Origin of the sequence: Coprococcus sp. AF16-22, assembly GCF_003461545.1 — a bacterium.
In the GTDB taxonomy this organism is placed as follows: domain Bacteria; phylum Bacillota; class Clostridia; order Lachnospirales; family Lachnospiraceae; genus Coprococcus; species Coprococcus aceti.
In genome coordinates, this window is sequence record NZ_QTXH01000021.1 from 1 (window position 1) to 3,999 (window position 3,999).

At 33.9% G+C, this 3,999-nt stretch carries 7 protein-coding genes and 1 pseudogene; 7 read left to right on the plus strand and 1 reads right to left on the minus strand.

All coding sequences use genetic code 11. The features are described from left to right. From DWW60_RS13160 to DWW60_RS13175, 4 genes are all read left to right on the plus strand, one after another. On the plus strand, positions 1 to 452 hold a 452-nt coding region (locus DWW60_RS13160; protein ID WP_199414467.1), incomplete at its 5' end, for an EndoU domain-containing protein. 2 nt (positions 453 to 454) lie between these two features. Continuing rightward, positions 455 to 805, plus strand: coding sequence for a hypothetical protein (locus tag DWW60_RS13165; protein WP_243002976.1), 351 nt, complete (start codon positions 455 to 457; stop codon positions 803 to 805). 219 nt (positions 806 to 1,024) lie between these two features. Beyond that, entirely contained in the window at positions 1,025 to 1,441 is a 417-nt protein-coding gene (locus DWW60_RS13170) for a hypothetical protein (RefSeq protein WP_055274065.1), read from the plus strand. A gap of 1 nt (position 1,442) precedes the next feature. Continuing rightward, positions 1,443 to 1,814 carry a hypothetical protein gene (locus tag DWW60_RS13175; RefSeq protein ID WP_021981973.1) on the plus strand — a complete coding sequence of 124 codons (372 nt, stop codon included), beginning with the start codon at positions 1,443 to 1,445 and terminating at the stop codon, positions 1,812 to 1,814. Positions 1,815 to 1,837: 23 nt separating this feature from the next. On the opposite strand, the pseudogene DWW60_RS13760 reads toward DWW60_RS13175, so the two are convergent. Beyond that, a pseudogene (locus DWW60_RS13760) lies at positions 1,838 to 1,994 on the minus strand (IS110 family transposase); the annotation flags it as partial. A 189-nt stretch (positions 1,995 to 2,183) separates the two neighbouring features. On the opposite strand from DWW60_RS13760, the gene DWW60_RS13445 reads away from it, so the two are divergent. The 3 genes from DWW60_RS13445 (at position 2,184) to DWW60_RS13450 (ending at position 3,393) form a co-directional block, all read left to right on the plus strand. Further along, on the plus strand, positions 2,184 to 2,549 hold the full coding sequence (locus tag DWW60_RS13445) for a hypothetical protein (protein ID WP_055148005.1): 366 nt from the start codon (positions 2,184 to 2,186) through the stop codon (positions 2,547 to 2,549). Positions 2,550 to 2,836: 287 nt separating this feature from the next. Next, a complete protein-coding gene (locus DWW60_RS13185) occupies positions 2,837 to 3,154 on the plus strand; it encodes a DUF6572 domain-containing protein (RefSeq protein WP_055148002.1) in 318 nt (105 codons plus the stop codon). 89 nt (positions 3,155 to 3,243) lie between these two features. Then, positions 3,244 to 3,393 carry a hypothetical protein gene (locus DWW60_RS13450; RefSeq protein ID WP_156327940.1) on the plus strand — a complete coding sequence of 50 codons (150 nt, stop codon included), beginning with the start codon at positions 3,244 to 3,246 and terminating at the stop codon, positions 3,391 to 3,393. Positions 3,394 to 3,999: the final 606 nt, after the last annotated feature.

The window sequence follows — 3,999 nt, forward strand, 5'->3', positions numbered from 1 at the left end:
AAAGTAGTATTACTTGTGAGACCAGCTATGGGAAGTCAATACTTAATTCATTAAAAAATACAGAAAATTTTACAGACTCAGCTATTGAACATATATTTGAAGGTCAGGTAAATGCAAGAGGTAAAGCAGTTGGATATCATTATGAAGGAATAGAAGGCACCTCTGGTAATGTAATACCAGGGACGGAATCATCTGTTAATAACTTTGGAGTATATAAAGCGCAAGTTGAAGTGAATGGCATACCGAAGACTGCAAATGGAGGATTTTCGACATTTTATTCAAAGAATCTGAGCCCACAACAAGTGGTTGATGCAATTAATGAGGCATATAGTAATTGTGAATTAAAGCTTGGTACAAGAAATACATATCAGGGAGTAGCTAATAATGGTATGAAAATAGATATGTTTTTGGATCAAAGTGGTAAAATTATTTCAGCATTTCCGGAGGAATAGAAATGAAATATAGAATAGAAGAATATAAATTAAAAAATGGTATTGAGGATATAAGTATCATATTTGATGAGAAATATCAGTTGTTGACAACTTTTATGTCATGCGATGTATTGCCCTTTGAAAAATGGATTAAATCAGGTTTTGATAAAGTACTGTCAGGGAAAAGTGAATATGAAGAAGTAAATGGAAATGTATGTTGTGCGGAAATAAGTCCTAAAACGACTAAAGTATATGATAATCTGGCAGAGGATGCTATGGGGAATTGGTGTGAAGTTGATACAAAAGAACTTCGTCAATTAATTGGTGAGTGGTGTGATAAAGTTCGAAAATTTAAAAATGAGCATCACAACTAAGCCTCCCACCGGCAGACTTAGAGTAAGATACGCTAAAATAATTGGAGGGTAACAATAAGTACATCTACATACATATATCATGAAAACAAATATGATAAAGCAATAACAGGCGGAGATATAGCCAAGACCTGGGCAGAGTGTGCAATAACATCATTTGTTTTGCGGTCAGTTTTTGAGGGTGGAAAGTCATCGTCAAAAGCAGATGGAAAGAATAGGGTTATGTCTACTAGCAAAGGACGGGTGGAGTCTGAAAGTAGTATTACTTGTGAGACCAGCTATGGGAAGTCAATAGAAAATACAGAGTTTTTTAAAGAAAATGGGGGATTGGATGCTTCGGATTACATTTCAATTCATTCACGAAAACACATGTATGATCCTGATACTGTATCTACACCTAAAAAAACTCAATATGGAAAGGATGTTAATGTTGGAAAATTGTGTGAAGATACTATTATGAAGCCGGATGAAGTAATTTATAATAAAGATCAAAATGTAATGATATACAAGAAAGAGTACCCTTTTAATATTAGTACGAGTGATACACCAACTGGTACACACAGAGTGTTTATTCCATTAAATACGCAAGGTAAGAAGACCATTAGAATGAGCCAATTTCCGTTGGTTGGAGGTAATTGAAATGAAATATGCAATTGAAATAGCTCTGAATAGAATTATTCCTAAAGAAATAAAATCAATCATTGCAACCCAAAGGACACTGGATATATTAATTGATGGTGTAACGGAAAACTTTGTAGTTATTCCGATGGACGAAATGTTAGAAGTATATAAAGAACAGGAAAATTTATTTGATTATGATGTCATTCCGTTTGCTATTTTAGATGATGATTATTTATGTCTATATTATCAGAATAATGGAATTTCAATTATTTATTGGAGTTCAGAAAGAGCACTAGAATCAAAGAATATGGCAATCTTTCAATTATATTCATCTTATGAAGATTTTGTAAAAGATTGCATTACAACTAAGCCTCCCCACGGGCAGGCTTAAATCCTAGTCTCACTACCAGACATTTAACAGAACTTCTTAGGTTCATAAGGTTTACTATCCCGTAACACGGCATAAATTACGGTGGTAAGCTTTCTTGCTACAGCTCCTGTGGCAGTTAAGTGATGTTTACCTTGGTCACGTTTCTTTTTATAATATGCATTCAACAGGATAATTGTGAAATAGGAATAAAAGAAAAGCAATAGATAGAAAAAGACTGCTTTGATTCCTATGTGTTTAGCATACCAGAGTGGTAGTAACAACGATAAACTGTTTAGAAATCAATCATTGTTAGATGAGCATTATGGAAAATATGGTCAAGAAATTGCAGATGTGTTAGGTGATTCCAACTATTGAAAGGTAGGTATAAATATGCATATTGAAGAAATTAACTGGTTAGATATAGGTGAAGAAGAAGCGGTTTTAAAAGTTGTAAGTGATGCAGATTGTTTAATTTGTTTTTCGTGCCCATGTTCATATAATGTAGGAGATGTATTAGTAGAACCATTAGAATGCCTTGATACAGAAAATATTATATTGTGTGAAAGAACGGAAAATATTATTGAAAAAATGGAGGGTGAATTTAAGTATAAATTAAGAGGTGAATTAAAGAATATGGAAAAGGGGATTGTTGAGGTAAAGGGGTTTGCGTTACATATTGATGAAGACAAAATCCCCAAAGATGTGTCAAATGGGATGTGTATTCAGTTTGAAGTATCTAGAATTGATATTTGGTAATTTGCGATTCGGCTAATTGTAGATTAGTTTTTTAAGCTCTTTGTTTTCACATAGTCTATTTTAAGAATTTTCGATAGGTCAAGAAATGGAGCACAGATATAAAGATAAACAATTCAGGCGGAGGAAAAAATATTTCTCAAGTTCAAGTTTCGCCAAGCGGTGGTGGACTGGAAGTAGTTCGTATGTAAAAATCGGCACTACAGAAAGAACGGAAAATATTATTGAAAAAATGGAGGGTAAATTTAAGTATAAATTAAAAGGTGAATAAAAAAATATAAGGAGGAAGTATGTCGGTTTTAGATAGTGGAACAATAGATGGAATGGCTACGGATGAAAATGGGAAGGCTTTAATATTACTGATATCAGATCATCTTGATTGGAAAAATGAGTATGATCATTTACTAAGACTACAAGAAAAAATAAATTCTTATATTACATTCTGCGAGGAACATCAATATAACGAATTTTATGAAGAAGATTTAATAGAATATGCTGTTTTTGAAATCCATTTTAAGTATGAACCAACAAAAAAGGCTATGGATTTTTTAGAACAAGTACAGCGGCAAGTAAATGAACTCGGAATAACAATCGAATGCCATATATAGAATGGGTATTCGTGAGAGAATGCATTGTTCTCATAGCAATTAATGCGTAGGAAACAATGCATTTTTATAATCAAATAGAGAAAAACTAAATGAATGCTGATAAAAAAATAGACGATGCAATACTATTGTTTGATGATGCCATAAAGGAGATGGTGTTGTGTCGCAGGAAGATGATGTTGGAGCTGCGAGTGTGGGAGAAGATGCGAAGGATAGCAGAGATGAGCTTGAAGACATTTTAAAAGCGCTTGAAGTTGGTGGTTGCTAACTTAGATATAGCGCTGTCGTTTGCACCGACAGACTTATGTGCGAGAACTCTTAATTCTTTGACCTGCTCTTTGGTAAAGTGTCCGTGCGAGTCCACTTTGAGCAGATTTGCCAGATGAGTCATATGCATGGAAGCTATCAGCGTCGTTTGTGAATTTGAACGGCTCAATGAGTATTTCATCGTCCGATGAAATTGTAGCGGCGAAATGGTTGAGTTTGGCAATATCAATGCCTACAAAAATTTTCATGAGGTTGTACCCTTTTATAAAGTCTGATACCATGATGTCCACCATCGATTATCATCGTAGACTTGATAGAAATAAGTAATCGGAGTGAAAAACACTCCAGTTGAGTAGTCAAGCTACAGAAAAAATGAAAAGTTCATAGTATATGAATTGTATTGAATCAAGACATTAAAAGAAATATGTGATAATTATCTTTCTAATGTTGGATTTCAGGATCCGGAGGAGTTTGAATTTGTTGACAAATACCTGAATGAGGGGATTAATGGACAATAGAGGAGTTCTTTTGTATGTAGATCTTGGCAGGCTTGAAGATGAACCTTACAGATTGTCAAAGAT